Origin of the sequence: Halarcobacter mediterraneus (assembly GCF_004116625.1) — a bacterium.
Taxonomy (GTDB): Bacteria; Campylobacterota; Campylobacteria; order Campylobacterales; family Arcobacteraceae; genus Halarcobacter; species Halarcobacter mediterraneus.
This window is the reverse complement of the sequence record NZ_NXIE01000001.1, coordinates 618,819-643,548: the sequence shown is the minus strand read 5'-3', so window position 1 is coordinate 643,548 and position 24,730 is coordinate 618,819. Positions and strand designations below refer to the sequence as shown.

The window sequence follows — 24,730 nt, the reverse complement described above, 5'->3', positions numbered from 1 at the left end:
TTAGTAAAAAATTAAAACCTAGCTTCTATATTTATACCAAATCTTCTTTCTTTTCCCATTGTGGCATACATTTGTGGAGAATTAGCATAAGGGTTTCCATCTCTATATGTAATATATTCTTTATCAAATAAATTATCTACCCAAAAGTTTATACTATAGTTTTTAAATCTATATCCTGTTTGAAGATTTACTACTGCAAAAGAAGATAATTTTTCATCTCTATAACTTTCACTACCTTCTAAAATATTTCTTGAATACACTCCTGAATTATAATTAAGGTTACCTCCTAGATAAAATCCACTAGGGTGGTTATATCTTGCACCTAAAGAAGCATTAATTTCAGGAGATTGAGGAAAAGATTTCCCTGCAAAATTTATAACCTCTGAGCCAATATTTAATTTAAAGTCATCAAATTCTGTTTTAACAATACCTATAGAAGAAAAGATATTAAAAGAAGGATTTACCTCATAAGCTAGTTCAAGTTCTCCTCCTAAAAGGTGAGATTCTCCTGCATTAACTGTTCTATCACTATATGGGTCAAAAAAATCTTGCTGATACGATACTTGTTGTTCTTTCCATTTCATATAAAACATATTTGCATTAAATCTTAATGTATCTTCATTCCATAAAGAACGATAAGATAACTCATAGTTTATTGCATTTTCTTCATCATATTTATATGATTCATTATTTGAGTCATCAAAATCAACTCCACCAGGTCTATAACCTTTTTGAACAACAAAACCAATATTTTGTTTATCTTCTATTTGATATTTTATTCCTATTTTTGGAAGAAATATATTAAAATCTTCATCATAGTTTTCATCATTTGAAGTATATTTTTTATTATCAATTTCATATCTAAAACCAGTTATAAGTTTGAAATCATCAATAAATTGCCATTCTGATTCTCCAAAAATAGAACTAGTATTTAATTCACTTTTATTGTCCCTTAAACTACTATCTTCTGCTTGACTTAAATGTAAACCGATAATCCCTTCAAAATTATCATCTGTATATCTTGCACTTAATTCTTGAACAAGCTCTTTTTGTGTATCTATTTGATTTCTAGCTAAATTTATTGATTTTTTTTCAACTTCTGTATCAACATGAGATAAGAATAGTTTTAATTCAAGGTTATCTTTTAAAAAGTAACTAGTATCAAGAGATGTTTGATTTGTCTTTGTTGATCTTGCTTCAATCCAATCAAGCCATGAAGCTGTCCATTTTTTATCAGATAGGTCATAACCAAAACCTGAACCATACATTACATCATCATAGCTTGGTGAATTATAACTTCGAATATGTGTTAATACAGCTTTTAAATCATCATTTGCATAAAGTAGTTTTGCTCTACCTTGCCAATAATCATCATCATTTCTTTCGTCATATCTAGGTAAATCTTTATATGTAGGATAATTTATTTGTCCTTCTGAATGATTATATTCTCCTGCAACTCTAAATGCAATATTCTCATTTATGGGTACATTTACCATTAAAGCAGCTTCTTTATATTCACTATTTCCCATACCTAATCTTATTGCAGCTTCTTCTTCAAAAGATGGATCTTTTGTATTTATTGATATTGCACCTGCAAGGGAACTTTTCCCTCTAAGTGTTGATTGTGGTCCTTTTGCCACTTCAACCATCTCAACATCCCACATTCCTGTAGGACCTCTTCTCGTTCCTCCTTGTGTTTGTGCTACTCCATCAATATATAAGGTTCCTAAAGGTGTTCCACTTGGTCCTCCAACTCCTTCAGAGTTTATCCCTCTAATCACAAAACCACTATCTAGCCAATCTGAAGTATTTACATTTCCCATAAAAGAAAAAGTGTCTTTAAGATTATTTATATGCATATCTTTTAGTACTTTACTATTTATTACAGATAAACTTGTAGTTGTATCTTGTAAATTTCTTTCAAGTTTCTCACTTGTAACTGTCACATCATTTAAAGCAATAGTTTCTTGTCTTATTTCTTTTTTTTCTTTTATCATAATCATATTATTTTCTATGATAGCTTCTAATTCAGTGCCTTCTAAAATAGCCTTTAAGGCATTTTCTAAACCTTGTATATCTTTTATTTTTTTTGCTTTTTTACCTTTTAGTATAGTTGTGTCTACTAAATATGGTATTTCAGCTTTTTTAGATATTTTTGAAATAGCATCTTCTAAAGATGTTGTTTCTACTGTATACAACTTATTAGCATATAAATTTGATGCTAAAACAAAAGCCAAAGATGGCAAAATGAGTTTTTTTCTAAGATTCATTTTTACTCCTGTATTAATTCTGAGAATTGTTCTCTTAATATAGAAGACGCAAAAGTTTAATATTTATGTCAGAAATTTTTCAAAAATTTTAAATTTTTTTCTTTATATAGTATGTATTACCTATTTTATAGGTTTTTATTGGATGAATTATAGAAAGTGATTTCATTAAATTATCAAAATCATTTATTGAAAACTCTCCACTTATAGGTAGGGTTTTTAAACTTTTATCTTCTATTATAACTTTGTAATCTAAATATTTTGAAAATTTTTCTATTACTTCTTTTAACTTTGTTTGTTTGAAAAGAAGTTTATCTTTTTGCCAAGAAGCTATTAGTTTTTCATTTACCTTTTTAAGATTTGATATCTTGCCAAATTTATCTATTTCAATTGAGTCTGCTTTTTCTAAAACTGCTAAAATTTGAGCATTTGAATTTGTAAGTATATGTTTAACACTTACTTTTCCTTCTATTACTGAAATTTGTACTTTGTCTTTTTGTTTTTGTACTTCAAACTTTGTACCAAGAACTTCTACTATGGTATTGTTTGTTTTAACTAAAAAAGGTCTAGATTTATTTGAAGTAACTAAAAATAAGGCTTTTCCTTCTTTAATTTGTATTTTTCTTTTATTTTTAAAATATTTAACTTCTATTTTAGAATTTTTATCTAAAGAGACGATAGAAGAATCAGGTAATTTTATATCTTTTTTCACTTTATTTACAGCAAGGTAAGTTTGCTCAAAACTAGGAGTATAATAATTATAAGTAAAATATGAAGCAAAAAATATAAGGCAAAATAGTGCTGCACTAAAAGAAGTTTTAAGTATTTTTTTAAGAAATTTATCTTTTCTTATTTCTTTTTGGTTTTCAAAGCTTATTTCTTCTAAAGTATTTGTTGGAAGAGTTTTAAAGAGTTCTCTAAAATCTTTTTCTTCTTCAAAGGCTTCTTTATGTTTAGCAGATTTATTTACCCATTCTTGGAACTCTTTACAGGTAGTTAAGTTTAAGCCTTCTTGTTCTTTATTTAACCAAAGCCTTGCTGTTTCAAAAATATCAGTCATTTTTCTTCTAGTTCCTTGATAATCTCTTTTAATTGAACACTTGCCCTTGAGATATGTAAATTTATTGAATTCATACTTATTTTTTGCATTTTAGCAATTTCTTCCCTTGAGTAGCCATCAATTATATATAAAATAAATATTTGTCTTCTTTGTTTAGGAAGTTGTTGCAAAGCTTTTTTTAGCAAGATTTTTTGTTTATGTTGTTCATACTCTTTTTCTGTTTCATAAGTATCATTTAAATGTTTTTCTTCTTCGTATGAAATTTCTTTTGTTTTGGTATCTTTTCTACTATGTTCTATAATAAGATTTTTTGTAACTTTATATAAAAAAGCTCTTTCATTTTCAATTTTAGTATTTTTTTTTGCATTAATAACCCTTGCAAAAGCTTCTTGGGTAATGTCATTTGCTAAATTTGTATCTGAAATGTTTTTTTTAACATATAAAAAGATTTCTTTATAATAAGTTGTCATAGTCCTATCTTAATTCTAACAATAATGAGAATTATAATTGCATAGTTTAAAAAAAAGCTTAAAAAATTTACCCTTACTTTTATTATGATATAATTTTGCCTTTAAAAAAATAGAAGGTTTGAAAAATAATGAGTGAATCAAAAGCAAAAACGCAAAAGTTTATTGTGAAGTTTTTTCCAGAGGTTATGGTAAAAGGAAGTAAAGCAAAAAGACAGATGATAGACCAGCTCTTTGGAAATATAAAGACAATACTTGGGCGAATTAGCGAAGATATAAATTACAAAAAGTTTTTTGATAAAATAGAAATAGTATGTCCAATTGATACAGTAATTGAAGTTAGGCAAAGACTTTTAGAAACTCCAGGAATAGAACTTCTTCTTGAAGCTTTACAGTTTGATGATGTATCTACACTTGATGAAATGAAAGAGATTGTAAATAAGCATACAGCAAAAGAGATTCAAAATAAAACTTTTGTAGTGAGAGCAAAAAGAACAGGAGAACATGAATTTAAATCAACAGATATGGAACAAAAGATAGGAGGTTATATGCTTGCAAATAATCCTCAATCAAAGGGTGTTGATTTAAGAACAGCAGAGGTTACTATAAATATTGAGCTTATACATAAACAATTAAATATAATTACTCAAAAATATAAAGGTTTATCAGGTTTCCCTATTGGAACACAAGGTGATATTTTATCTTTGATGTCAGGTGGTTTTGATTCTACTATTGCTTCATATTTAACAATGAAAAGAGGAATAAAAACTCATTTTGTATTTTTTAACCTTGGTGGAATAGCACATGAAATAGGTGTAAAACAAGTGGCATATTATCTTTGGAATAAGTTTGGGAGTTCTCATAGAGTAACTTTTACTTCAGTTCCTTTTGAAGATGTAGTAACAGAAATATTTAATTCTACAGGTGAGTCTTATATGGGAGTAACTCTTAAAAGACTTATGTTAATGGCATCTGAAAAAATAGCAGATAAAATGGGAATTGATGCTCTTCTTACAGGAGAAAGTGTTGCCCAAGTTTCAAGTCAAACTTTAAGAAATCTAGCTTTAATTGACCAAGTTACAAATAAACTTGTATTAAGACCTTTATCAACTATGAACAAGCCAGAAATTATGGAAATGGCAAATCAAATTGGAACAAAAAGATTTGCTGAGTCAATGCCAGAATACTGTGGAGTTATTTCTAAGAATCCTATCACTCATGGTTCTTTTGCAAGAATGGAAAAAGAAGCTTTAAAGTTTAATTATGAGGTATTGAATAAAGCAGTTGAAGATTCAATTACTATAAATGTAGATGAAATAGATGCTGATATAGATAGTATAGGAGAGATAGAAGTTGTAAATGATATATCAAATAATGAATATACTATTATTGATATAAGACAAAGTGAAGATTGTATTGAAACTTCTTGTGAAACCATAAAAATACCATTTTTTAAACTAAAAAAAGAGTTTGAAAAACTTCCTCAAGATAAACAATATCTTTTTTATTGTGATAAAGGTATTTTAAGTCAATTACACGCTCAATATCTAATTGATTCAAAAGGATACAAAAATATTAAAGTATATAGACCAAACTAAGGTCTATACTTTTTTAGTCTAGTCTTGAACTGTCCAAATAAGTTTAGATAAATCATAATTTAAAGAGTTCAATTTTTCTAAAATTATACTTTTGTCTTTTTCTTGTAGTTTTTTATCTCTTGATAAAATCCAAAGATATTTTTTACTAGGTTCACTAACTACTGCATAAGAATAGTTTTTATCAAGCATTATAATCCAATAATCTCCATAAAAAGGCCAAAAAAATGATACCTTTAATTTTGAGTTTGAATTATCTATAGCATAAGCTTCACCAATAGCTTCTGTTTTTTCATTGGTAGTTATTTTAGTACATCTATTGATAACTTTTATTTCATTATTTTCTTTTACACTGTAAGTTGCAGTTACATTCTTACAATCTTTTTCAAAACTATGTTCATACCTTGCAATTTCATACCATGCACCAAGATATCTATCTAAATCAACTTTTTTTACACTTTTTATATTTGGGTCTTTATAAGAACAAGCCGTGAAGATAAAAATTGTTAATGAGATAAATAAAATATTTTTCATTTATTTGCCTTTTTATTTATATTTTATATAAATAAACTGTTTTTTTGTAGCTTATTTTTATCAATTTAAAGGTTTAGATAGTATAAACCAAAATAAGCTATTGCAAGAGTTATACAAAGGGGTGCATAGTATTTTTTATTATATTCTAAAAATATTTTTGTAGCCCTTTTTGCAAGTACTGGAATAAACATACCTAAAGCTCTTAAAGTAAATATTACTCCAAAAGCTAAAAAAAAATATTTCTCATAAGTATTAATACCTATATTAATTTTATAATAAACAGTAATTGGAAAAATAGCCATTATAAAGAAACAAATTATAACAAATGTATACATTCCTTTTCCAGGTAAAGATACTTCTCTTCCTATAACTTTATCAATAAAGTCTTGCTTATTTTCCCCTGGCCAATATCCACCTTTATACCAATATATATGAATTAATGTTATTCCTAACATTATTATAAAAATATAGAATGTAAATAAAGTATTCATTGTTTTCCCCTCTTTGAAGTAGTTCTAAAAATAGTTTGTCTAAATTTTGTTGTTGCTCATAAGTGATTCTTGGTTGAATAAATAAAGAGCCTATAAATTGGGAATAAATATATTTAAAAAAATAGTACCATACCTTATGGTATGTTGTCAAGGAGAATGATATGTCATTTCTTGATATTCATAAAACTTTTTGGAGAGATATTAAACTCTTTATAAAAGGCATCACTAAAGTTATTTGAGTATTTATATCCACACTCTTTTGCTACTTCATTTACATTGTATTCTTGACTTTGTAATAATTGTTTGGCTTTTTGCATTTTATATTTAAATAATAGTTTATAGGGTGTTGTATTAAATACTTGTTTGAAACCATTTTTTAGTTTAAATTCATTTAGGTGAACTTGTTTTGCTAATTCTACAATAGAAGGTGGATTTTTTATATTTTTAAACAATATCTCTTTTGCTTTATATATTTGTTTTGTATCATATTCATCTAAAAATAGTTTTTTATCATTGTTTTTATTTATTCTATTTATTTCTAAGTGTAAAATTTCTAAGGCCTTACTTTGTAAATAAATACAATTAAGCTCACTATCTTTTTCATAATCAAGTATTTCTTCTATTAAAACTTGAGATTCAAAACTTGTGGGAGAAAAGTCAATAAGTTTAATTTTTGAGTTATCTAAGTATTTATCCAAAAGAGTTGTTTGAAAGTTTCTTTTTAAAAAGTTTTCATTTAGTATTATTCTAAGTTGATCTATTTCCTTATCTTCAAATCTTCGAACGCCATTAGATTGTTCAAAAATACTAATAGTAGTATATCCTTTTTTGAAATCAACTATTTGTTTATTATGGTTTTCGTATTTTGCATTTCCTTTAAGAGTAAAGGTTATTACAAACTTTTTGCCTTTTTGTTTTGCTTTTAATTGGGTTTTTTGATTAAACTTATAATTTGTTCTTAATATATAAAAATCTTCTTGAAGTTGAATATTTTCATTATTACTTATAGCTATATCTTTTGGTAGGTTTGGATTAAAGTAACTTATATCTTTTGAAGATTGACTATAATCATTTAAATCTAGTTTGCACATAATAATTCCTTATAGAATATAAAAAAAACCTTTTGAAATACTAATGATATTGAATATCATTATATAGAATTATAGAATACCTATTGTAAAATTTTTATTAAGGAATACAAAATGAGGAAAATAAAAACTCTACTTTTATGTAGTGCTATTTCGTTAAGTGCAGCTTCAAATATCACTTTAAATGATATTACAATAACAGCAACTAAAACAGAAGAAAATATTTTAAAAGTTCCTGCTTCTGTAACAGTTATAGATAATGAAGATATTGAAAATAAGAATATAGAGACTTTAGAAGATATTGCAGCTTATGTTCCATCTTTAATGTTTTTTAACTCTGGTCAGCCAGGCTTAGTAGCTCCTTCTATGAGAGGAGTTGCTGCAAATATTGTATCTTTTTCTACTCCTGTAAGTCTGTATGTTGATGGGGTTCCTACTATGAGTAGTTTTGGTTTTAATGATGGTTTGTTAGATATAGAAAGAATAGAAGTTTTAAAAGGACCGCAAGGAACCTTATATGGTAAAAACTCAGAAGTAGGTGTTATAAATGTTATAACAAAAAAGCCAGATAATGAAACAAGAGGAAAAATCTTTACTACTATAGGTACTGATGGAAAAAGAGAATTTGGAGCAAAGGTTTCAGGGGCAATAATAAAAGATAAGTTTTATGGAAGCTTAACATATAAGCATACTGAAAAAGATGGCTATATAAAAAATACTTTTACAGGAGCAGATGAAAATGACAAAGAAAGTGATTATGGAAAATTAAACTTTAGATATACTCCTACAGATAATTTAGATATTTCATTCATTGCTTCGAGAATGGAAATGAATAATGGTTCTTCAGATTGGGCAAAAGCTGGATTAAATCTTGATAATGTTCAAGTGTCTTCAAATCTGGTAGGATATGTTAAACCTACTACGAGTAATTTTGCATTAAGTGTAGATTATGATATTAATGAAGATACAAAATTTACTTCAATAACATCCAAAAGAATTCACAAGGATAAAACAGCAGTAGATAGTGACTTAACTTCTAATACTATTGTTCATATGTATAGAGACTATGAATTTGATACTTTATCTCAAGAGTTCAGATTGGAAAACAATTTTGCAGATACAAAAGTTGTATCAGGTATATATTTAGATAAACAAGATGATGAAGTATTCTTTAAAAGAATTACAATGATGGATCCAACAGGTTCAAATTCTGTTCCTCAGGATTTAAATTCAAAGTCATATAGTGTTTTTACAAATGTAACTACACCAATAACACAAAAGCTTAGTATAAATGCTGGATTAAGATATGACTATGAGAAAAAAGATATACAAGTAGCTTTACGAAATATTGATTTAGAAGAAAGTTTTAATAACTTTTCTCCAAAACTATCACTTATTTATGATATTAACAAAGATAGTTCTACTTATTTTACAGTTGCAAAAGGTTATAGAAGTGGAGGATTTAATCCTTTTGCTCCAAGCAATGAAAATAAAGTTTATGATGAAGAATCACTTACTTCTTATGAATTAGGATATAAAGGTTTATTTCTTAATGACTCACTTCTTTTTAGTTCAGCTATTTATTATATGGATATAGATGATATGCAAGTACAAGAAATGCCTATGCCTGCAGTTGTATATATGGTAAATGCAGCAAAAGCAAAATCAAAAGGAATAGAGTTAGAATTACAAGCTTTTTTAAGTGAGGATTTAACACTTTTTGCAAGTACAGGAATAAATAGTACAAAATTTGATGACTATAAAGACATAAATGGAGATTATAGTGATAACTATTCAACCTTTGCTCCAAAATATAATTTTAATATAGGGTTACAATATAAAAATCTTGATGGATATTTTGCAAGGGTAGATGTAAATGGCTATGGAAAGACTTATTATGATGTTGAAAATAAATATTATCAAAAAGCATATGAACTAGTTAATACAAAAATAGGATATGAAACCAAAAACTTTGAGATTTATTTTTATGGAAAAAATATATTTGATAAAGAACATCATGCAACAAATGCTTTTGTAAATGGTACAAATACAGCATACTTTGATGATAGAGAATTTGGTATTCAATTAGCATATAAGTTTTAGGAAAGAAAATGAATATAGGAATAAACAAATATCTAACAATGCTTCTAGAACAAAATAAAGTAGAAGTTCTAGCAATAGCTTTAAAATTAAAACTTTTTATGTATTTAGAAGAAGAGAATATAGATTTAGAAAAACTACTTTCTTATCTTAATACTAATAAAGAAAATACCCAAATACTCTTAGAAGCATTGGCTATGATGGATTTAATTAAAAAAGAAAAAAGTTTTTATATAAACAGCTCTTTAGCAAAAAAATATTTCGTATATAATACATCTTCATATTGTGGAGATGTATTTTTACATAGAAAAGAACTTAGTACTCATAGTAGAAAAGTTATGTCAAAACTTATTAGTGAAGGCTCAGCTAAACAAGCCTTGGCAAAAAATTCAAAACTTTGGGCAAATGCTTCAAAAAAATCTTTAAAACAAGAACAAAAGAATCTAATTTCAAAAACTGTTCTAGAAATAGTTCAAGAAATACAAGACTTCCCCAAAATGAAAAAAATGCTAGACCTAGGCTGTTCTTCTGGAGTACTGGGCTTAGAAATTATAAATAAATATCCTAATCTTTCAGGTGTATTATTTGATTTCCCTGATTTAGCTGAGGTAGTAAAAGAGCATATTAGTGAATATAATTTAGATAATAGAGTTAAATTTGTAGGTGGAGATATTCAAAATGATGAAATAGGTTCTAATTATGATTTTATTTGGTGTAGCAATATCTTTTATTTCTTTGAAAATAAAGATGAGGTATTAGAAAAAATCTATAAAGCCTTGAATCCAAATGGAATTTTAATAAGTGCCCATGTGGAAATAGGGGAAGAAAAAGAACAATATGAAGATAGTTTTTTCTATTTTCTTGGCTTAAAACTTCAAGGAAGAACAACTTTCAAACCTATGCACTTGTCTCAAGCCTTTGAAAAAGTAGGTTTTAGAAATATAAATTCATACACTACTGAACAGTTTCCTCTAACAAAAACTCAAATTCATATAGTAAGAAAGTAAAGAAATGAATACACAACTAATAAAAAAGAATATTCTTTTTGGTATTTTACATGCAGCATTTTTGAGTCCTTTTATTTTTTTTATGTTGGGAATGCCTATGATTTTGCAAATGGAAGGTTTTGATTCTAAGTTAATCGGAATGTTTCAAATGGTAGGTTTACCTGCTGTTATAAAGTTTTTATTTTCTGTTCCAATTGATAAGTTTATTTTTGAAAAGAATCATTATAAAAAATGGATTATATTTATAACAATCTTATATGCAATTCTTTTATTTGCAATTAGTTTTTTATCTTTACAAGATAATGTATATATAGTGCTACTTGCAATAATACTTACAACTTTAGTTGCAACTTTTGTTGATATCCCTTTAAATGCCTTGTCAATAAAAGTTTTTACAAAAGAAGAAAGAATAATTGCTGGTTCATATAAATCAAGCTCTTTTTTTGTAGCTGCACTTTTAGGTGGAGGAGTTTTTTTACTTTTTTATAATCATCTAGCTTGGCAAAATACTTTTATAATAATGTCAATTTTAGTTTTAATATCATTGTTTGCTCTTTACTTTATTGAAGAAAACAATAAAACTATAAAAGAAGAACCCGTATCTTTTAAAGCTTTAATATCTTTTTTTAAACAAAAAAATATAGGAATTTGGATTTTTATATTAAGTTTCTACTTCGCTTTTATAAGTGCCGTTTGGGTGTTCTTAAAACCTTATTTGATTTTAAAAGGAGTTAGCCCTGATAATGTAGCTTTTTATGTGGGAATTTATGGAAGTATTATTGGTTTTTTTGCTGGTTTTATTGCCAGTATTGTGGGCAAAAAGTTTTCTAAAAAAAGTATACTTATTCTTTTTGCTTTTGTAAATATAATAACTATTTTAAGTCTATTTAGTATTGAGTATTTTGAACATTTTTCATATTTTGCTTTATTAGTTGTAGTTACTTTAAGTGCAGCTTCTATTACTTTTTCTTCTGCAATTATATTTTCTCTTATAATGGATTATAGTAGAAGTTCAAGTAAAGCTGTTGATTATGCGATTCAATCAAGTCTATTTTCTCTTACAAGGATAATTTCTGCTGTAATTGCAGGAATAATTATCTCAAATTTTGATTATAAAGTAATGTTTCTGTTTGAAGCTTTTGCTGTAGTTTTAGTAGTATTTGTTATATATAAGTTTTATAAGGTTTAGGGAGTATTAATAATACTTCCTATTTAAATACTAATGAAAAGTTACTTTGATATTTATATCTTTATTTTTTAAGAGGTATTTTACTTTTATCTTTAACTTATATTAAAACGCTTTTATTTACATAAAAATGTAAATAATGTGTTTTTTATGTAAAGTTAAGTTTTATAAAAACTCAGTCATATAAGTTCTATATAAAAGTGGTACAAAGTTTTGTTGACATTTTTTATTTTCTCTCGTTTCAATTGATACTGCTTCAAAAAAAGTTGTCCAAAGTTTTTTGAATTTTTTTTCATCTTGTGATAGTTTAGGTTCTTCAAAATAAGCAATATTTTGAACACCTAAATATTCACTGCTTTTTATAAATGCAAGTTTTCTATTTATATCATGAATAATATATTTTTGATTATTTAATCTTTTATAAAAATGCTTGCCCAAAAAATATACGATGTTAAACTTTGTTTCAATTTTTGCATATAAAGTTCCATCTTCAAGTTCTTCAAATCTTGTAAAGCCAGTCATTTTATGTAGATGTCGAAATAATTCTTTTTCCAAATTTTGTAAAAAAAAGACTTCAGGGTTATTTATATTAAAAAGTTCCTTATTGTTTTTAAAGCCTAAAATAATATATTTTAAAAGATATAGTTCAAACTCTTTGGTATCACACATAAAAATATTAAGTATTAACTCAAAACATTTTTTAGGAAACTTGTTTTTTATAGCTTCTAAAACTTTTAGACTTTTTTCTTCATAGGTTTTTATTTCTTTTATTTCTTCTAAAAGTAGTGTGTCAGGCTTTTGATTTATGATTTTTGTAGGATGTAAGTTTTCATAATACACATCATATACTAAGCTTAAAAAGCCTTCAAAGGTTTTATCATAGATTAAAATCATAGTTCACCTGTAATATGACTATAGTTTATATCAAATAGTGAAGGTTGTATTATTTTCTTTTTTGGTGGTGCAATTATTGCTTGTCTTATATCTTCTTTATAAAAAGGAGTTTTAATTTTATTCTTACCTTTACAAGTTATAAAATACTTTGCTCTTTTTAGTGATATTTTAAGTTTTTTTAAATCCTCAAAATCTAAAGATTTAAAACGTCTAGCTTTTAATATTTTAAATACTCCTCTTACGCCGATTCCAGGAATTCTAAGAAGTTCCTCTTTACTTGCTTTATTTATTTCCATTGGGAAGTATTGTAAGTTTAAAAGTGCCCATGAAGTTTTAGGGTCAACTTCTTCATCAAGATTTGGAAACTCATCATTTACAATTTCATCATAAGAAAAATCATAAAATCTTAAAAGCCAATCAGCTTGATAAAGTCTGTGTTCTCTTAATAGTGGTGGTTTGTTTATTATTGCTGGAAGGTTTTTATCATCATTCACTGGAATATATGCACTATAATAGACTCTTTTTAAAAGTGCTTTGTCATATAACACAGAACTTAATTTTAAAATATCTTTATCACTTTCAGGACTTGCTCCAACTATTAATTGGGTACTCATTCCTATTGGTTTTGTATCTTTTTCTAAGCTAATATCTCTTGCATACTTTAGAGGTTGTAAAACCTTTTCCTTTGTTTTATTTGGAGCAAGTAGTTTTAAGGAGTTATCACTAGGCAGTTCAATATTTGAGCTAACTCTATTTGCTAAATTTACTACTTGTTCTATTAATTTTTCATCTGCTCCAGGAATCAATTTTACATGGATATATCCGTTAAAGTGGTATTCATATCTTAAAATCTTTAAAGTTCTTAATATCATATTCATAGTATTGTCTTCACTTTGAATTATTCCAGAACTTAAAAAAAGACCTTCTATATAATTTCTTTTATAAAAGTTTATTGTAACATCAGCAAGTTCTCTAGGTGAAAAAGCTGCTCTTTTTATGTCATTACTTTTTTTATTTATACAATAAGCACAGTCATAAATACAAAAATTTGTAAGTAAGACTTTTAAAAGGGAAACGCATCTTCCATCAGCTGTAAAAGTATGACAGATACCACTATTATGTGTAGCTCCTAATTCTCCAGTTTTATAGTTATTATCACTTCCACTAGAACTACAACTGACGTCATATTTTGCACTATCTGCCAAGATTTGCATCTTTTCATAAATATCTTTTTTCATAAAGATATTTTAACTTAGAAAATTTTTATGAGCATTTTTTATTACAATTTGTAATATTTTCTTTCAACTTTTGTATTGCAAGTTCTTTTTTCTTTGCTTCAACCATAATATCTATATTTTTAGTATCTTCTGTAAACATATTTTCAAGTTCAAAGAGGTCTTTTGCTTCGATATAATCAGCGTGATTCCCAAATTTACCTTCACCTTTTGAAGAAAGATGAACTTTAGGTCTTTTATTCCCCCAAGTTTTAAGTATATCTTTTGGATTAAATTCACTTAAATTTAGGCTATGATGATATATATCAAAAACCATTGGTATTTTCGTAGCTTGGCATACATCAAGAATCTCATCTGCTGTATAAACTCTTTCATCATTTTCTAAAGCTAGTCTTTGTTTTAACCAATCTTCTTTTTCGATAGTTTCAATAAGTCTTTCCATAGCAGAAACTTTATCTCCATAAGCTCCACCACCATGAATTAGTACTGTTCCATTATCATCAATTCCAAGTCTATCAAAAAGCCAAAAAAACATTTCTAATTCTCTTAAAGAGTTTTCTATAACATTCTCTTTTGGTGAGTTTAAAACTGTATATTGTCCTGGATGTATTGTGATTCTTATATCAAAATCTTTTAATCTCTCTTTTGTTTTATCAAAAATAGGTGCTAATTTATCAAGCCACCCCATATCAAAAAGTTTATGGGAAATAAAAGGAACAAAAGAATTTCCAAGTCTAAAAATAGGGTAGTCTTGGCTTTTTGAGTATTCTAGTAAATCAATTAGTTCTTTTGCATTTTGAGCTACTTTTTTTTCAATATTTTCATAGTTTAAATTGTTTAAATTCATAGTTCTATTTGTTGATAAACTATTATCACTTTTTGAACAAAAAAATCCAAATCTATACATTACCATGGTCCTTTAAATCTTATTGGTTTAAAATCAACTTCTTTTTCATGTTTTGTCATTCTTCCTTGAACTCTTTTTTTATTCCATCAAAAGTAGTTCTATCTTGCCAAGCCATTTGTATTAAACGGTTTTTATCTTCTATATTTAATTCAACATTTTTCATTTATATAAAATCCTTATAAATCCTAATGCAAAAAGTACTAGTGAAATCTCTTTTGGTTCAAAACCATATAGTAAATAAAAAATTGCACCAAAGAAAAAAGCAAATGAGATACTATAAGTTTTTATTTGCTTTTTAGTTGACTCTTGAATATATTCAAGTTGATTACGTGAGAGTTCTACTTCTAAGCTTCCTTCACTAGCTTTTTTTATCATTGTTTTAAAATCTTTTACAATAAAAGGTAAATCTTTTATTTCTTCAATAATTGTCTCAGATATTGATTCTTTTGCACCTAAAGCTTTTGGAAGATTTTTTTGAAGTATTGGTAAAATATCTTTTACTCCATTAAAGTTTTCTATATAAGTTGTTCCTAAACCTTCAATAATAGCACTAACTCTTAAAATATAAATTGCATCACTTGGAAGTTTAAAAGGTAAATCTCTTGTACTTTCAAGAATCTCAAAAGCAAGTTTTTGCATTGATTCACTATCAAGATTATCATTTGAGAAAATATCAAACATTTTAGATGTAAACTCTGTAAGTTCACTCATTGGTGCTTCATAAGCTATTGTTCCAAGTTTTTTGTTTGCATTGATATAGCTTTCATAGTCTTGCTCATTTGCAGCTTTTATTAACTCAATTATTGCAACTCTTTTTTCACTAGGAACAGTTTTTACCATTCCAAAATCAAGTAAAATGAGTTCACCTTTTTTATTTACAAGTAAGTTTCCAGGATGTGGGTCCGCATGAAAGTATCCGTTTATAAGCATTTGAGTTGTATAAAAGTCAACTAGATTTGAGATAATCTTTTTAAAATCGATGTTATGTTTAAAGATGTTTTCTTTATCATCAAATCTAAAACCTTCTTCAAAACTCATAACTAAAGCATCGTCACAAGAGTGTTTTTTATATGGTTTTGGGAATTTTACTTTTTGTTTCTTATATACTTTTCTAAAGTTTTTTAAGTTTTGAAACTCTTGATTTAAACTAACTTCTTCAACAATCATCTTTGAAAACTCTGAGATTACGGCTTCAATAGAATTTTTAGTGTAACTTGAAAACAAAGGTTTAAATAATGAATTAAAAATATTTATTATTTTTATATCTGCTAAAACTTGTTGTTTAATACCTTTTCTTCTTAGTTTTACTGCAACTTTTTTATCATTTTGTAAAATTGCTTTATGAACTTGACCAATTGAAGCTGAAGCAATAGGTTCTTTATCAAACTCTTTAAAGATTTCTTTTTCTTTGAAAGCAATATTATAAATCTCTTCAAAATCTTTTTGTTTCATAGGTGGTATTTGATCATGTAGATTTTTTAATTCATCTAAATACTCTTCATTAAAAAAATCAGATCTCGTAGCAAGAACTTGTGCTAATTTTATAAATGAAGCTCCTAATTTAACAATTGTATGTTTTAATTTTTTTGGCTTAAGTGGTCTTATAAATAAAAAGCTTTTCTTTTTTTTGATTACTAAATAAACCGTTAATAAAAATATAAAAACCCTGTAAACTCTAAGTGGTGAATAAAATTTTATAATAAATCCTTTATGGTTCTAATCTATTAATATCCCAAGTTTCATCATCTTTTAGTTCATAAATAAATCTATCATGCAGTCTATTTAATCCACCTTGCCAAAATTCAAAGTAAGTAGGAACTATTTGATAACCACCCCAAAATGAGGGAAAAGGAATCTCTCCTTTTGAAAACTTTTTTCTCATTTCATCAAACTTTGATTCTAAAACACTTCTTGAGTTTACAACTTGACTTTGGTGAGAAACCCAAGCCCCAAGTTGACTACCTTTTGGTCTAGATAAAAAATATTTCATAGAAGCAGTTTTAGAAATTTTAGAAATTTTTCCTTCAATTCTTACTTGTCTTTCAAGACCTAACCAAGCAAAGTGAGCTGAGACATTTGGGTTTTCATCAATATGATGTGATTTTTTACTTTTATAATTTGAAAAAAATACAAAACCTTTTTCATCATACATTTTAAGTAAAACAGTTCTTTGACTTGGTTTTAAATCAAGTCCAACTGTACTTAAAGTAAAGGCATTAGGTTCTATAAGTTCAGCTTCTAAAGCTTGATTAAACCATTTTTCAAACTGTTTAAAAGGATTTATTTCTAAGTCCTCTTTATGTAAGCCTTTTGAAACATATTCTTGTCTCATTTTTGATAAGTCAGGCATTTGAATCTCCAGATTATTTTTTTAATTCTTCTTTTAATTTTTCTAAATCTTTTTTTGTAACTAAATCTAAGTCTTCAATAGCTTCTTTTATTAAAGCTTTGATTTGTTTTTTTACTCTTTTATCTTCTGCTTTGCCTTTCTTCTCTAAGCTTTTTAAAAACTCTTTAGCATCAGATTTTTTAATTTTGCCTTTTTTTTCTAAAGTTTTTATTTCTTCTTCAACTTTATGTTTAACAATAACAGCAGCGCCTAAGCCTGAGTAGATTAATTCTTTTAACATTTTATATCCTTTGTTTTTAGTTATGGTACCAAATTGATTCATATTTTTTCTTAGTTAGTTTTATAATATTTAACTCTTCTAAAAATGAATATAGATTTTTCCATTGGTAATCACTTGGTGCAAAATTTTCATTAAATCTTGTAATTGTATCTTCAATAATTTTATCCATAAGTTCAGATTTGTTTTCCTCTGTAAATTTATAATAAACATCTTTTGCAAAGTCTACATCTTGAAGTCTTTGCATCATATCTTTTGTAACTTTCATAAAAATATTTAATTCTCTAAATTTTTTTTCAAAAGTCTCATTTGTAGAAATTAGTTCTAAAGCAGAAAAATTAGGATAAGGTGAAAGCTTTTGATCTATAAATAAAAACTCAAAACCTTCATAACTAGCTTCAATTGCTTCAAAATTGTAAAAGCATAACCAAGCAGCATCTAAAGTTTCATCTTCTTTTAGGTTATTTATATGCCAAAAATCTTTTTGTACAAATTCAATATTTTTTCTGTCTAATTCAAAACCTTCTTTTTTTGCATATCTATTTAAAATTTCAAAACCAATTCTATTTGTAATTTCATTTGCTTCAGGTGTTGTTATTTTAAATTTTTTATTCTCTTTTAATTTATTAACACTCTCTTTTCTAACTAAAACTCCACCATCTGTTTCAAAAAAAGTACCTAAAGACTTTATGCCTTCAAAATAGTGTTCAAAAAGGTGGATAGGTTCATTTATATGAATATCAATTTTATTTTCGGTTAATTCTTTAAATCCATCATAATGCTCTTTAGGCTCAATAAGTTCAACTTCTAATCCTTCTTTTAAGTAAGCATTAGTATAAACTCCTGCTATGAAAGGTAAGTGGTCAGGGTTCATAAACCATTCAAGTGCAATTTTCAAATTCATCATATTTTTTCCTTCATTTTATTTTATATCTTCTTATAATATTTTTGTAGTAAATAAATGTTAGTTTATATCACTTAAAATGATTTCTTCTATTTTTTGGGATTTCCCAAAATGAGGTAAAAGTTCAAAATTAACTTCTGGAGCTTCTTCTCTTAAATCTTTTATTATGTTTGGAATGTCAATTTGAACATGTTTCCCTGAGTTTAGAAAAAAAGGATAAAAAACAATTCTTTTTGCTCCTTTTATAATAAACTCAGTTGCAACACTTTTTATATCAGGGGTAACAAGTTCCAAAAAAGCTGGTTTTATAAAATCATAATTATTGTCTTTTTGAGAAATTTTATTTACCATTTCTATAAACTCTTTATTAGATTCTTCTTTTTTACTACCATGGGCAATAAAAATAATTCCTTTTTTTCTCATTCTTATTCCTTTTATATCTTAAAGTTATAGCTCTCACATTGTTTTTTTATATCTGTACTTTTCCAAATATCACTTATAACAGCTGTCATATTTGCACCTTCTTTTATAAGTTCTTTAGAGTTTTCACTTGTGATTCCACCAATTACACAAACAGGAATTTTAAGTTCTTCTTTTGCTTGTTTAATAATTTTTTTATTTGCTGTAGGTGCATTTGGTTTTGTCTTTGAAGTAAAAAAAGAACCAAAAGCTACATAATCTACATTTTTTCTTTCCATCTCTTTTGCAAGGTCTAAGTTTCCATAACATGAAATTCCTAAGATACCTTTGTAATCTTTTCTAACTTCTTCAACTCTATGGTGGTCACTTTTCCCAATATGAAGACCATCACATTTAAGTTTTATAGCTAATTCAATCCTATCATTTAAAATAAATATTGCTTGATATCTTCTGCATAGTTCTTGCAATTTTAAAATAAGTTCTTCTATCTCTTCATCTTTAGAAATTTTATCTCTAAGTTGTACTATTTTAGCACCACCTTTTAAAGCCTCTTCAATTTGTTTTAAAATAGTATTTTTAGGTGTTAAAATATCATCACTAATTACATAAAGACCTTTTAATCTTTCAGACATTCTTTTCCTTTTTTATGGGCGATTGGCCCTTTTCCATGACCTATATTTGGAGCATTTAAAATAGCTTGATATATAAACTCTTTTGAAATCTTAATAGCTTCTTCTAAAGACTTACCTAAGGCAATATTTGCTGCAATTGCACTTGAAAAGCTACAACCTGTTCCGTGATTATTGTCTGTTGAAACTAATTTTGTATAAAAAACTTTTTTGTTTTCTTTGTCAAAAAGTGTGTCCATACTAAAATCTTCATTATCTTTTTTTATAATATCATTTTTTATTACTACCTTACAAGGTAATTTTGAAATTTCATTAATTGCTTTTTCATTTAATAAATCATAATCAAATAACTCTTTTGCCTCATAAAGGTTTGGAGTAATGATATTAGCATAAGGGAATAAAGATTTTAAGTTTTCAATTGCATCATCATTTAGAAGTTTTGAACCTGCTTTTGAAATAAATACTGGATCAAAAATTATGGGAATATTTAAATCTTTGATAGTTTCTCTTACAATATCAATAATTTCATTTGAAAAAAGCATTCCTATTTTTATAGCACTTATATCAAAATCTTCTAAAACTTTCTGTATTTGTTCTTGTACAAACTCTGGTGAGATTTCTTGAATATTACTTACTCCTTGAGTGTTTTGGGCTGTTAAAACAGTCAAAGCACTGCAAGCAAATACTCCAAAAGCTTCAAATGTTTTTAAATCAGCTTGAATACCAGCTCCACCACTACTGTCACTTCCAGCAATTGTTAAAACGATTTTCATTATTATCCTTAGATTTTCATTTATGATATTGTCTTGAATCTTATATTAAAAAGTAATTAGAATAGAAAAGAACTTGAAAGATTTTAAAGTAGGGAAATAAACAAAATCTTATATTCAAGTTCTTTAGGGACTATTTTATGTTAATATAATGTTTTTTTGTAGGATAAATATGTCAATTAGGAAAATCTTTTATTATTGTAATAACTAGTTCTCCAACTGTAAAGCCAAACTTTTTCATTTTTGAGTGGTTTATAATTACACCATCTTCTTGTAAATGAAGCCAGTCTTTTACACTAATATCTATAGTGCTATCATTATAAGGAACTCTCATTACATAATCCATCATAACTGTATTCCCTAAAGCTTGCATTTTAGCAGTTCCTACTATATCTCCTGCAGTTGCATCAAAAGTTTTTTCACCAGTAGGTACTAACTTCCAAACTCTTGTAAGCTCCTCTCCATCATCATAAAGAAACTCTTCATTTAAAGTTCCAACACCATTTTCATCCCAAGAACCAATAAGAGTTCCCTTAAAAGTTCTGATGATTTTTCCACTTCTATCTTTTACTAACCCATAAGCTGTTAGTTTACCGTTAAAATATTCTTGAGGTACAAACTCTGGGCTTTTGTTTTTAAAATCTTCTATTTGCATTTTGCTACATCCTGTAAAAAATAAAATTGCTAAAGCAATTAAAAATATGCTAAAAAATCTATTTAAATTTTTCATGCCACAAGTCCTTTATTTAAATTTATGTTTTCATATCTTGTAAATACTAGTTGAACAAGATTGATATTTCTTGTTAAGAATCCAGCTTCACAATAACAAAGATACATCTTCCACATTCTGATAAAGTATTCATCAAAACCTAACTTTTGAACTTCATCAAGATTGTCTAAAAAGTTTTTATGCCAAACATTTAGTGTTTTTGCATAATGTTCAGTGAACTCTTCCATATGAAGTAAATTTAATTTTGTATGTTTAGTTGTTGTTTCAAGTATTTTTCCAACACTAGGAAGATGTCCTCCTGGGAAAATATACTTTTGAATAAAGTCTGTTCCTTTTGAATATGAATCATATCTTTGGTCAGGCATAGTAATTATTTGCATAACTAAAACACCACTTGGGTTTAATAAACTTTGGCATTTTTTAAAGAAAACATCAAAATACTCACGCCCAACAGCTTCAAACATTTCAACTGCAATAATTGCATCAAATTGCCCTTGCATATCTCTATAGTCTTTAAGCATAATGTTTATTGACTCTTCTATTTTATGCTCTTTAAATCTATCTTCACAAAGCTTTTTTTGTTCTTTTGAAAGGGTTAAAGTAGTTACTTCACATTCATATTTTTTCACTAAATGCATAGCCATAGCTCCCCAACCAGAACCAATTTCTAGAACCTTTGAACCTTTTTTTAGATTAAGCTTTTTTGCTAAAATATCAAGCTTTCTATTTTGGGCTTCAAATAAATCTTCATTTTCATTTTGAAAAACTGCAGCAGAGTACATCATCGTATCATCAAGCATAAGTTTAAAGAAATCATTTGATAAATCATAGTGTTCTTGAATATTTTTCTGTGCTCTTGTTTTAGAATTTTTTCTAAGAAGATGTTTCATTTTATTAAAAAATGGAAATAGATTATATAAACTAAAACTCTTTTCATCTTCACTTTTTGTTTGAAGTTCATTTGAATTTAAAAGAGCAATTTTTATTAATGAAGTTAAATCATCGCAATCAAAATCTTTGTCCATATAGCTTTCTGCAAAACCAATATCTCCATAGAAAGTTAATCTTTTAAAAAGATTTCCATTATTTAAAACTAATGTTGCTTTTGGATAAGTCTTGTCTCCATAGGTTTTAACTTTACCATTACTAAAGTGAACTTCTAAATCACCTCTTTTTATCTTAGATAGAAATTTATCTCCTATTTTGTTCCATAAAGTTTCCATCAGTATCTCCTTACTGTATCTTTTTCAATTGGTTTATTCCATTTTAAACCTAATAATTTAAGTTTTATACTTTGATATATTGTTCTTGTAACAACCCAAAAAGTTAAGAATGTATGTTTAAAGAATATACTTCTTAAATTTTTAGTTGTAAACTCTTTAGCTTTTGCTGTAAAATTAGATGTTAATTTTTTCTTTTCATCTTCAAAAAGAGTTATACTTAGATTTAAATCTTTTTCATTATAAACTAATGTAAATTCATAATCCCCATCTCTTTTGAAAAATGGAGAAACATACATATCTTTTTTAGTTCTACCTTTATAAATTTTGTTATTTGAGCTTGTAAGCTCTACAGGGTAGATTACTCTTCCTCCATTGTAATTATGCACTTCTGCAATAAGAAAGCTTGGTTTATTGTCTTCAAAAAGAATTAATGCACTAATTGGATTAAAAACAAAACCTGCAATTCTTGGAAGAGTTAAGAATCTCATCTTTTGTGTTGGTTTAATTGCAAAACTTTTTAGTAAGAAATCTATATTTTTTAAAAAGTCTTCTTTATTTCCGAAGTGGTCTTTTGAATAAAATGAGAATAGGTTAAATTTATTATATGAAAAAACTTTATTTTTAATATCTTTAATAGATGATAAATCAATATCAAGCATAAAAAATTTATATTTAAAACTATGCTCTTTAGGAAGAAATCTTTTATGATAAATCATTCCATCAAAAATTAAATGTTTCATAATTGGCACCCAAACTCTTTTGCTATAGTATTTGCACTATATAATCCATCTTCATGGAAACCATATCTCCAATATGCTCCTGCATAATAAGTATTATTTTTCCCATTTATAAGCTCTCTTTTCTCTTGTGCCTTTATGGCTTTTAAATCAAATTGAGGATGGGAATAGTTAATCTTTTCAATTATATTATCTAAATTTTGTGTTTCATTTAAAGAGACAAAATACTCTTTTTCTTTTTTTAGATTTTGTAAAGTATTTAACCAATAAGAAAGAGTTACATTGTCTTCTTTTCCATCTGTTTTGTAATTCCAAGCGGCATAGGCTTTTTTATTAGGGAATAAAGCTTTTGTATCAGTATGTAAAACAGCATCGTTATCTTTGTATTTAAAACTTAATAAAATATCTGTTTCATCTTTGCTTGGTTTTTCTAACATTGCAAATGCATCAGGGGCATGCATTGCTAAAATTACTTTATCATAAACTGATTCACTTGAATCTTCATGTACTAAAATAACTTTATCTTTTTCTCTTCTTATATATTTAATTGTAGAGTTAGTATATATTTTCCCCGATACCTCAAGGGCAATTTTATTGACATAGTTTATAGAACCACCACTTACAGTAAGCCATTGATGGTGAGTATCAACTCCTAATAAGCCATGATTTTTAAAAAAGTTTAAAAAAGCTCTTGCTGGAAATTCATTCATTTTTTTAGTAGGTGTTGACCAAATTGATGCTCCCATCGGAATAATATATCTGTCTTTAAAATATTTTGAATAGGGCTTTAAATACTCTCCTAAGCTTAAGTCTAAGTCTTCACTATCGTTTTGTAAATCTTCATTTGCTTTTTTATTAAATTTCAAAATATCTTTAATCATAATGTAATGACTTGGGTTAAATAGATTTTTCTTTTGGAAGAACATCCCTTTTAAATCTTGACCATTGTAAGCTGTATTAGATTTTGTATCCCAAAATGCAAAACTCATATCAGAGTTCTCAATTTTTACATCTAACTGTCTAAATAGTTTTGTTAATAAAGGGTAAGTTTCATGGTTAAATACTAAAAATCCAGTATCAACACCAAACTCTTTTTTATCTTCTTTCACAAAAGTAGTTCTAGCATGACCACCTAGTCTTGAACTTTTTTCATAAAGGTCAACGTGATGTTTTTTGCTTAATAAATATGCAGAGCCTAAGCCACTAATTCCAGCTCCTAGAACTGCTATTTTTAATCTTTTTTCTTTCATTTGTATCTTCCATTTTTATCTTGTTTTGTAAATATTAATTTTGATGTGTCCATATAATTATCTATAAATTTAATAAGCTTATTTAATTTTTTTTTCTTCCATAAATGGGTTTCTATGCATAATCCATAGGTTTTTCATAGATTCATCGCTCATAATTGCTGTTTGATAAGATTTATCTAAATAGATAATTCTATACTCTTTAGAAAAAATCCAATAATAGGTTTTATCAAGTACTGCTAAATTATTTTCTAATAGTGGTTCAACAATTCCATTGTAAGAAATAAGTTCTCCACCAATTTCATATTCAAAACATCTATTAAAAACTTTTAATTTATTGTCATTTATTGGTTTATATTCAACTGTAGCAGCTACACAGTTTTCTTCAAATTTATTATAAGTTCTAGCTATTTCGTACCAAAGCCCTGAAAATTTTTTAGGACTAACATATTCTACAGGCTTTGGTGTGTTTATTTGAATAGGAGTTTGTGCAAATAATTGTAGGGAAACAAATATAAGTGTAAAAAATAATAATTTCATTTAAAACTCCTTTCAATATACATTTTATATGTTATTGAAGGATTTTTGTATAAAAAAAATGTTAGTTAATAA

At 26.6% G+C, this 24,730-nt stretch carries 26 protein-coding genes; 4 read left to right on the top strand and 22 right to left on the bottom strand.

All coding sequences use genetic code 11. The features are described 5' to 3' along the window. Positions 1-11: 11 nt before the first annotated feature. From CP965_RS03260 to CP965_RS03250, 3 genes are all read right to left on the bottom strand, one after another. Positions 12-2,270 carry a TonB-dependent receptor gene (locus tag CP965_RS03260; RefSeq protein WP_129060622.1) on the bottom strand — a complete coding sequence of 753 codons (2,259 nt, stop codon included), beginning with the start codon at positions 2,268-2,270 and terminating at the stop codon, positions 12-14. An 88-nt stretch (positions 2,271-2,358) separates the two neighbouring features. Continuing rightward, positions 2,359-3,327, bottom strand: coding sequence for a FecR family protein (locus CP965_RS03255; protein WP_129060621.1), 969 nt, complete (start codon positions 3,325-3,327; stop codon positions 2,359-2,361). Beyond that, entirely contained in the window at positions 3,324-3,797 is a 474-nt protein-coding gene (locus tag CP965_RS03250; protein WP_129060620.1) for an RNA polymerase sigma factor, read from the bottom strand. The genes CP965_RS03255 and CP965_RS03250 overlap by 4 nt, the downstream gene beginning before the upstream one ends. A gap of 128 nt (positions 3,798-3,925) precedes the next feature. Here CP965_RS03250 and thiI point away from each other — a divergent pair, with 128 nt between their 5' ends. Next, positions 3,926-5,392, top strand: coding sequence for a tRNA uracil 4-sulfurtransferase ThiI (gene thiI / locus CP965_RS03245; RefSeq protein WP_129060619.1), 1,467 nt, complete (start codon positions 3,926-3,928; stop codon positions 5,390-5,392). Positions 5,393-5,410: 18 nt separating this feature from the next. On the opposite strand, the gene CP965_RS03240 is transcribed toward thiI, so the two are convergent. The 3 genes from CP965_RS03240 to CP965_RS03230 form a co-directional block, all read right to left on the bottom strand. Further along, complete coding sequence (locus CP965_RS03240) at positions 5,411-5,923, bottom strand: lipocalin family protein (RefSeq protein ID WP_129060618.1); 513 nt, start codon at positions 5,921-5,923, stop codon at positions 5,411-5,413. A gap of 65 nt (positions 5,924-5,988) precedes the next feature. Next, positions 5,989-6,414, bottom strand: a complete 426-nt coding sequence (locus tag CP965_RS03235; RefSeq protein ID WP_129060617.1) for a DUF3995 domain-containing protein — start codon at positions 6,412-6,414, stop codon at positions 5,989-5,991. Positions 6,415-6,578: 164 nt separating this feature from the next. Beyond that, on the bottom strand, positions 6,579-7,505 hold the full coding sequence (locus CP965_RS03230) for a helix-turn-helix transcriptional regulator (protein WP_129060616.1): 927 nt from the start codon (positions 7,503-7,505) through the stop codon (positions 6,579-6,581). Between the two features lie 111 nt (positions 7,506-7,616). Here CP965_RS03230 and CP965_RS03225 point away from each other — a divergent pair, with 111 nt between their 5' ends. Genes CP965_RS03225 through CP965_RS03215 form a run of 3 tightly spaced genes read left to right on the top strand, consistent with a single transcriptional unit; the run spans position 7,617 to position 11,798 of the window. Next, positions 7,617-9,605 (top strand): TonB-dependent receptor, encoded by a 1,989-nt coding sequence (locus CP965_RS03225; RefSeq protein ID WP_129060615.1) that lies wholly within the window; start codon positions 7,617-7,619, stop codon positions 9,603-9,605. 8 nt (positions 9,606-9,613) lie between these two features. After that, the gene (locus CP965_RS03220; RefSeq protein WP_129060614.1) at positions 9,614-10,609 is read left to right on the top strand and encodes a class I SAM-dependent methyltransferase; all 996 of its coding nucleotides are present in this window, start codon (positions 9,614-9,616) and stop codon (positions 10,607-10,609) included. Positions 10,610-10,613: 4 nt separating this feature from the next. Further along, the gene (locus CP965_RS03215; RefSeq protein ID WP_129060613.1) at positions 10,614-11,798 is read left to right on the top strand and encodes an MFS transporter; all 1,185 of its coding nucleotides are present in this window, start codon (positions 10,614-10,616) and stop codon (positions 11,796-11,798) included. Positions 11,799-11,960: 162 nt separating this feature from the next. On the opposite strand, the gene CP965_RS03210 is transcribed toward CP965_RS03215, so the two are convergent. The 16 genes from CP965_RS03210 to CP965_RS03135 form a co-directional block, all read right to left on the bottom strand. Further along, entirely contained in the window at positions 11,961-12,689 is a 729-nt protein-coding gene (locus CP965_RS03210; RefSeq protein ID WP_129060612.1) for a TIGR03915 family putative DNA repair protein, read from the bottom strand. After that, entirely contained in the window at positions 12,686-13,927 is a 1,242-nt protein-coding gene (locus CP965_RS03205; RefSeq protein ID WP_129060611.1) for a putative DNA modification/repair radical SAM protein, read from the bottom strand. Before CP965_RS03205 ends, CP965_RS03210 begins: the two co-directional genes overlap by 4 nt. A 25-nt stretch (positions 13,928-13,952) precedes the next feature. Further along, on the bottom strand, positions 13,953-14,831 hold the full coding sequence (gene uvsE, locus CP965_RS03200) for a UV DNA damage repair endonuclease UvsE (RefSeq protein WP_164970985.1): 879 nt from the start codon (positions 14,829-14,831) through the stop codon (positions 13,953-13,955). Between the two features lie 55 nt (positions 14,832-14,886). Beyond that, the gene (locus CP965_RS03195; RefSeq protein ID WP_129060609.1) at positions 14,887-14,994 is read right to left on the bottom strand and encodes a DUF2805 domain-containing protein; all 108 of its coding nucleotides are present in this window, start codon (positions 14,992-14,994) and stop codon (positions 14,887-14,889) included. Beyond that, positions 14,991-16,283 (bottom strand): ABC1 kinase family protein, encoded by a 1,293-nt coding sequence (locus tag CP965_RS03190; RefSeq protein ID WP_129060608.1) that lies wholly within the window; start codon positions 16,281-16,283, stop codon positions 14,991-14,993. The genes CP965_RS03195 and CP965_RS03190 overlap by 4 nt, the downstream gene beginning before the upstream one ends. Positions 16,284-16,539: 256 nt before the next feature. After that, positions 16,540-17,181: a pyridoxamine 5'-phosphate oxidase gene (gene pdxH / locus CP965_RS03185; protein WP_129060607.1), complete on the bottom strand. Its 642-nt coding sequence runs from the start codon at positions 17,179-17,181 to the stop codon at positions 16,540-16,542. A 13-nt stretch (positions 17,182-17,194) separates the two neighbouring features. Beyond that, entirely contained in the window at positions 17,195-17,461 is a 267-nt protein-coding gene (locus CP965_RS03180; protein WP_129060606.1) for a hypothetical protein, read from the bottom strand. 16 nt (positions 17,462-17,477) lie between these two features. Beyond that, positions 17,478-18,365, bottom strand: coding sequence for an ABC transporter substrate-binding protein (locus CP965_RS03175; RefSeq protein ID WP_129060605.1), 888 nt, complete (start codon positions 18,363-18,365; stop codon positions 17,478-17,480). A gap of 57 nt (positions 18,366-18,422) precedes the next feature. Further along, a complete protein-coding gene (locus CP965_RS03170) occupies positions 18,423-18,785 on the bottom strand; it encodes a sirohydrochlorin chelatase (protein WP_129060604.1) in 363 nt (120 codons plus the stop codon). A gap of 11 nt (positions 18,786-18,796) precedes the next feature. Beyond that, positions 18,797-19,414 carry a thiamine phosphate synthase gene (gene thiE, locus CP965_RS03165; RefSeq protein ID WP_129060603.1) on the bottom strand — a complete coding sequence of 206 codons (618 nt, stop codon included), beginning with the start codon at positions 19,412-19,414 and terminating at the stop codon, positions 18,797-18,799. Further along, positions 19,399-20,184 carry a bifunctional hydroxymethylpyrimidine kinase/phosphomethylpyrimidine kinase gene (thiD, locus tag CP965_RS03160; RefSeq protein WP_129060602.1) on the bottom strand — a complete coding sequence of 262 codons (786 nt, stop codon included), beginning with the start codon at positions 20,182-20,184 and terminating at the stop codon, positions 19,399-19,401. Before thiD ends, thiE begins: the two co-directional genes overlap by 16 nt. A 172-nt stretch (positions 20,185-20,356) precedes the next feature. Next, positions 20,357-20,911 (bottom strand): DUF3833 domain-containing protein, encoded by a 555-nt coding sequence (locus CP965_RS03155; protein WP_129060601.1) that lies wholly within the window; start codon positions 20,909-20,911, stop codon positions 20,357-20,359. Beyond that, entirely contained in the window at positions 20,908-22,134 is a 1,227-nt protein-coding gene (locus CP965_RS03150) for an SAM-dependent methyltransferase (RefSeq protein WP_129060600.1), read from the bottom strand. Before CP965_RS03150 ends, CP965_RS03155 begins: the two co-directional genes overlap by 4 nt. Continuing rightward, positions 22,134-22,874, bottom strand: coding sequence for a DUF1365 domain-containing protein (locus CP965_RS03145; protein ID WP_129060599.1), 741 nt, complete (start codon positions 22,872-22,874; stop codon positions 22,134-22,136). Before CP965_RS03145 ends, CP965_RS03150 begins: the two co-directional genes overlap by 1 nt. Further along, the gene (locus tag CP965_RS03140) at positions 22,871-24,121 is read right to left on the bottom strand and encodes an NAD(P)/FAD-dependent oxidoreductase (RefSeq protein ID WP_129060598.1); all 1,251 of its coding nucleotides are present in this window, start codon (positions 24,119-24,121) and stop codon (positions 22,871-22,873) included. Before CP965_RS03140 ends, CP965_RS03145 begins: the two co-directional genes overlap by 4 nt. 78 nt (positions 24,122-24,199) lie before the next feature. Continuing rightward, positions 24,200-24,658, bottom strand: a complete 459-nt coding sequence (locus tag CP965_RS03135) for a lipocalin family protein (RefSeq protein ID WP_206732235.1) — start codon at positions 24,656-24,658, stop codon at positions 24,200-24,202. Positions 24,659-24,730: the final 72 nt, after the last annotated feature.

Coding starts and splice junctions, on each gene's coding strand:
- CP965_RS03215 (WP_129060613.1), top strand. CDS start 10,614: ATGAATACACAACTAATAAAAAAGAATATTCTTTTTGGTATTTTACAT.
- CP965_RS03175 (WP_129060605.1), bottom strand. CDS start 18,365: ATGATGAATTTGAAAATTGCACTTGAATGGTTTATGAACCCTGACCAC.
- CP965_RS03180 (WP_129060606.1), bottom strand. CDS start 17,461: ATGTTAAAAGAATTAATCTACTCAGGCTTAGGCGCTGCTGTTATTGTT.
- CP965_RS03135 (WP_206732235.1), bottom strand. CDS start 24,658: ATGAAATTATTATTTTTTACACTTATATTTGTTTCCCTACAATTATTT.
- uvsE (WP_164970985.1), bottom strand. CDS start 14,831: ATGTATAGATTTGGATTTTTTTGTTCAAAAAGTGATAATAGTTTATCA.
- CP965_RS03240 (WP_129060618.1), bottom strand. CDS start 5,923: ATGAAAAATATTTTATTTATCTCATTAACAATTTTTATCTTCACGGCT.
- CP965_RS03205 (WP_129060611.1), bottom strand. CDS start 13,927: ATGAAAAAAGATATTTATGAAAAGATGCAAATCTTGGCAGATAGTGCA.
- pdxH (WP_129060607.1), bottom strand. CDS start 17,181: ATGCCTGACTTATCAAAAATGAGACAAGAATATGTTTCAAAAGGCTTA.
- CP965_RS03225 (WP_129060615.1), top strand. CDS start 7,617: ATGAGGAAAATAAAAACTCTACTTTTATGTAGTGCTATTTCGTTAAGT.
- CP965_RS03230 (WP_129060616.1), bottom strand. CDS start 7,505: ATGTGCAAACTAGATTTAAATGATTATAGTCAATCTTCAAAAGATATA.
- thiE (WP_129060603.1), bottom strand. CDS start 19,414: ATGTCTGAAAGATTAAAAGGTCTTTATGTAATTAGTGATGATATTTTA.
- CP965_RS03155 (WP_129060601.1), bottom strand. CDS start 20,911: ATGAAAAATTTAAATAGATTTTTTAGCATATTTTTAATTGCTTTAGCA.
- CP965_RS03140 (WP_129060598.1), bottom strand. CDS start 24,121: ATGAAAGAAAAAAGATTAAAAATAGCAGTTCTAGGAGCTGGAATTAGT.
- CP965_RS03170 (WP_129060604.1), bottom strand. CDS start 18,785: ATGAGAAAAAAAGGAATTATTTTTATTGCCCATGGTAGTAAAAAAGAA.
- CP965_RS03210 (WP_129060612.1), bottom strand. CDS start 12,689: ATGATTTTAATCTATGATAAAACCTTTGAAGGCTTTTTAAGCTTAGTA.
- CP965_RS03255 (WP_129060621.1), bottom strand. CDS start 3,327: ATGACTGATATTTTTGAAACAGCAAGGCTTTGGTTAAATAAAGAACAA.
- CP965_RS03195 (WP_129060609.1), bottom strand. CDS start 14,994: ATGAAAAATGTTGAATTAAATATAGAAGATAAAAACCGTTTAATACAA.
- CP965_RS03260 (WP_129060622.1), bottom strand. CDS start 2,270: ATGAATCTTAGAAAAAAACTCATTTTGCCATCTTTGGCTTTTGTTTTA.
- thiI (WP_129060619.1), top strand. CDS start 3,926: ATGAGTGAATCAAAAGCAAAAACGCAAAAGTTTATTGTGAAGTTTTTT.
- CP965_RS03235 (WP_129060617.1), bottom strand. CDS start 6,414: ATGAATACTTTATTTACATTCTATATTTTTATAATAATGTTAGGAATA.
- CP965_RS03220 (WP_129060614.1), top strand. CDS start 9,614: ATGAATATAGGAATAAACAAATATCTAACAATGCTTCTAGAACAAAAT.
- CP965_RS03145 (WP_129060599.1), bottom strand. CDS start 22,874: ATGAAACATTTAATTTTTGATGGAATGATTTATCATAAAAGATTTCTT.
- CP965_RS03190 (WP_129060608.1), bottom strand. CDS start 16,283: ATGAAACAAAAAGATTTTGAAGAGATTTATAATATTGCTTTCAAAGAA.
- thiD (WP_129060602.1), bottom strand. CDS start 20,184: ATGAAAATCGTTTTAACAATTGCTGGAAGTGACAGTAGTGGTGGAGCT.
- CP965_RS03150 (WP_129060600.1), bottom strand. CDS start 22,134: ATGGAAACTTTATGGAACAAAATAGGAGATAAATTTCTATCTAAGATA.
- CP965_RS03250 (WP_129060620.1), bottom strand. CDS start 3,797: ATGACAACTTATTATAAAGAAATCTTTTTATATGTTAAAAAAAACATT.